The following is a 272-nucleotide window of genomic DNA, read 5'->3' as shown; positions in this document are numbered from 1 at the left end:
ATTTTGTCCCGTTCATTCTCGAGTTTCATTACAACCTGACGCTGCCGGGGAACTGGGGATTGTTGTTGATGGGCTTGGTTGCGATTACCTGGGTGATCGATTGTTTCATTGCGCTTTGGCTGACATTGCCGCGTGGAAAGCCGTTCTGGAAGAAGTGGTCAACTGCCTGGAAAGTGAAGGGCGGCCATGCCTATCGGCTGAATTTCGACCTGCATCGCGCTGGGGGTTTATGGCTATGGTTGTTGCTGCTGCCGATCGCGGTCAGCAGCGTC

Annotated in this window: 1 protein-coding gene; it reads left to right on the top strand. The window is 54.0% G+C overall.

All coding sequences use genetic code 11. From position 1 onward, the window contains the following. A partial coding sequence (locus F8N44_RS31635; RefSeq protein ID WP_224794745.1) for a PepSY domain-containing protein occupies window positions 1-272 on the top strand: 272 nt, incomplete at both ends.

Source organism: Pseudomonas fluorescens (genome assembly GCF_902497745.1).
In the GTDB taxonomy this organism is placed as follows: Bacteria; Pseudomonadota; Gammaproteobacteria; order Pseudomonadales; family Pseudomonadaceae; genus Aquipseudomonas; species Aquipseudomonas fluorescens_BM.
Note: the sequence above shows the minus strand (reverse complement) of the source record. Positions and strands in the feature narration are given on the sequence as shown.